Annotated in this window: 3 protein-coding genes; 2 read left to right on the forward strand and 1 reads right to left on the reverse strand. The window is 72.4% G+C overall.

What is annotated here, in order from left to right; all coding sequences use genetic code 11:
* Window positions 1-1,331: SDR family NAD(P)-dependent oxidoreductase (locus MFF42_RS26270; protein ID WP_238258887.1), on the forward strand; the 1,331-nt coding region annotated here is incomplete at its 5' end.
* Window positions 1,332-1,348: 17 nt separating this feature from the next.
* Here the strand turns inward: MFF42_RS26270 and MFF42_RS26275 are convergent.
* Window positions 1,349-1,756, reverse strand: coding sequence for a winged helix-turn-helix transcriptional regulator (locus MFF42_RS26275; protein ID WP_238258888.1), 408 nt, complete (start codon window positions 1,754-1,756; stop codon window positions 1,349-1,351).
* A gap of 76 nt (window positions 1,757-1,832) precedes the next feature.
* On the opposite strand from MFF42_RS26275, the gene MFF42_RS26280 reads away from it, so the two are divergent.
* Window positions 1,833-2,423 (forward strand): FMN-dependent NADH-azoreductase (locus MFF42_RS26280; protein WP_238258889.1); only part of this gene is annotated, 591 nt, incomplete at its 3' end.

Raw genomic sequence — 2,423 nt, forward strand, 5'->3', positions numbered from 1 at the left:
GCCTGCCGGTGCGCCGGCTCGTGGCGACGCCGAGCGCGCTGGCCCCCGAATCCGAGCCCGACGACCTGATCGCCCGCGCCCGGCGGCTCGGCCTGCCGCTCGCCCGCGTCACCAGCCTCGGCGAGGGGATGCGCGACGCCGAACTCGCGCCGCTGGAGATCGAGGATCTGCTCCTGCGCCCGACCGTCGCCATCGACCGGCCGCGGCTCGAACGCTTCCTCGCCGGCGCCCGCGTCGTCGTGACCGGCGGCGGCGGCTCGATCGGCGCCGAGATCTGCGCCCGCGCCGTCGCCTTCGGCGCCTCGGCGCTGCTCGTGATCGAGAATTCGGAGCCGGCCCTGCACGCCGTTCTCAACGGCCCGGCGCTGCTCCACGCCGAGGCGGAGGTTGAGGGCGCGCTCGCCGACATCCGCGACCGCGAGCGGCTGCACGCCATCCTCCGCGACTTCCGGCCGACCTACGTGTTCCACGCGGCGGCGCTGAAGCAGGTGCCCTATCTCGAGCGCGACTGGGCGGAGGGCATCAAGACCAACGTGTTCGGCTCGATCAACGTGGCCGACGCCACCGTGGCGGCCGGCGCCCGCGCCCTGGTGATGATCTCCACCGACAAGGCGATCGAGCCGGTCTCGCAGCTCGGCGTCACCAAGCGCTTCGCCGAGATGGTCGCGCAAGCTTTGGACGCGGAGCGCTCGGGCCCGGCGGCGACCCGGCTCATCGCCGTGCGCTTCGGCAACGTGCTGGGCTCGGCGGGCTCGGTGGTGCCGGTGTTCAAGGCGCAGATCGCCCGCGGCGGCCCGGTCACGGTGACGCACGCCGAGATGGTGCGCTACTTCATGACCGTGCGCGAGGCCTCCGACCTCGTGCTCACCGCCGCCTCCCATGCCGACGCGGAAGGGCGCGGCGATGCCGGCGACCAGCGCGCGGCGGTCTACGTGCTGAAGATGGGCCAGCCCGTGCGCATCCGCGACCTCGCCGAGCGGATGATCCGGCTCGCCGGCTTCGAGCCCGGCGAGGAGATCGAGATCCAGGTCACCGGCGCGCGGCCGGGCGAGCGGCTCAACGAGATCCTCTTCGCCAAGGAGGAGCCACGCGTGGCGCTGGCCGGGATCGAGGGCGTGATGGCGGCCAAGCCGGTCTTCGCCGACCGCACGGTGCTCGCCGGCTGGACCGAGCGCCTGCGCGAGGCGGTGACGCGCGGCGACCGGGCGGCGGCGGAAGCCGTGTTCGAGGAGGCGATCCCCGACTTCCGCAACCGGGCCGGGGCGGTTCCGAACACGACGCCCGAGAGCATCGCCCCGTCGGCGCAAGCCGCCGAGGCGGCGACCGCCTGAGGCTTAAGCCCTGAGACTCAGGCCCCGTCGCCGTCGCGGCGGTCGAAGCGGGTGCGGGCCTCCTGGATTTCCGGCAGGTGGGCGAAGGCCCAGGCGCCGAGCGCCTGGATCGGCTCCCGGAGCGAGCGCCCGAGCTCGGTCAGCTCGTAATCGACCCGCGGCGGGATCGTCGGGAAGATCGTGCGCGTCACGAGGCCGTCCCGCTCCAGCCCGCGCAGGGTGAAGGTGAGCATCCGCTGCGAGATGCCGCCGATCATCCGCTTCAGCTCGTTGAAGCGCCGCGGACCGTCCCCCAGCATCATGACGACGAGGACGCTCCACTTGTCGCCGATCCGCGCCAGCACCGTGCCGACGAGGCGGCAATCCTGCCCGGAATGGTTGGGCCGCGGCGTCGCGTCGGTTCCCTCGATGTGCCCGGGTTCCAAGAATGTGCCTCCTTGCGCACGGATGGTGGTGGTTATCTATAGCGCCTCGGTTCATTTCTGATACCGAGGATCAAACATGAAGCTCCTTCACGTCGACGGCAGCATCCTGGGGCCGCATTCCGTCAGCCGGACCGTCTCCGCGGCCATCGTGGACCGCCTGCAGGCGCAGCATCCCGGTCTCGACGTCACCTACCGCGACCTCGCAAGGACGCCGCTGCCGCACCTCTCCGGCGCGGTCCTCGCCGGAGCGCAGCCGAACGCCACGAACACGCCCGACGTGCAGCACGACGTCGATCTCGGGCGGCAGGTGCTGGAGGAATTCCTCGCGGCGGACATCGTGGTGATCGGCGCGCCGCTCTACAACTTCACCCTGTCGAGCCAGCTCAAGGCCTGGATCGACCGCATCCTCGTGGCGGGCGTCACCTTCCGCTACGGACCGTCCGGGGCCGAGGGCCTCGCGGGCGGCAAGCGGGTCATCGCCGTCGTCTCGCGCGGCGGCCTCTACGGACCGGGCACCCCCGCCGCCGCCGCCGAGCACGCGGAGACCTATCTGCGCACGGTGCTGGCCTTCATCGGCATCACGGCACCGGAGATCATCGTCGCCGAAGGGATCGCCCTGGGGTCGGAGGCCCGCGAGCGGGCGCTGGCCGGCGCGCTCGACGCGGCG

The sequence above is a fragment of the Methylorubrum podarium genome, assembly GCF_022179745.1.
GTDB lineage: Bacteria > Pseudomonadota > Alphaproteobacteria > Rhizobiales > Beijerinckiaceae > Methylobacterium > Methylobacterium podarium.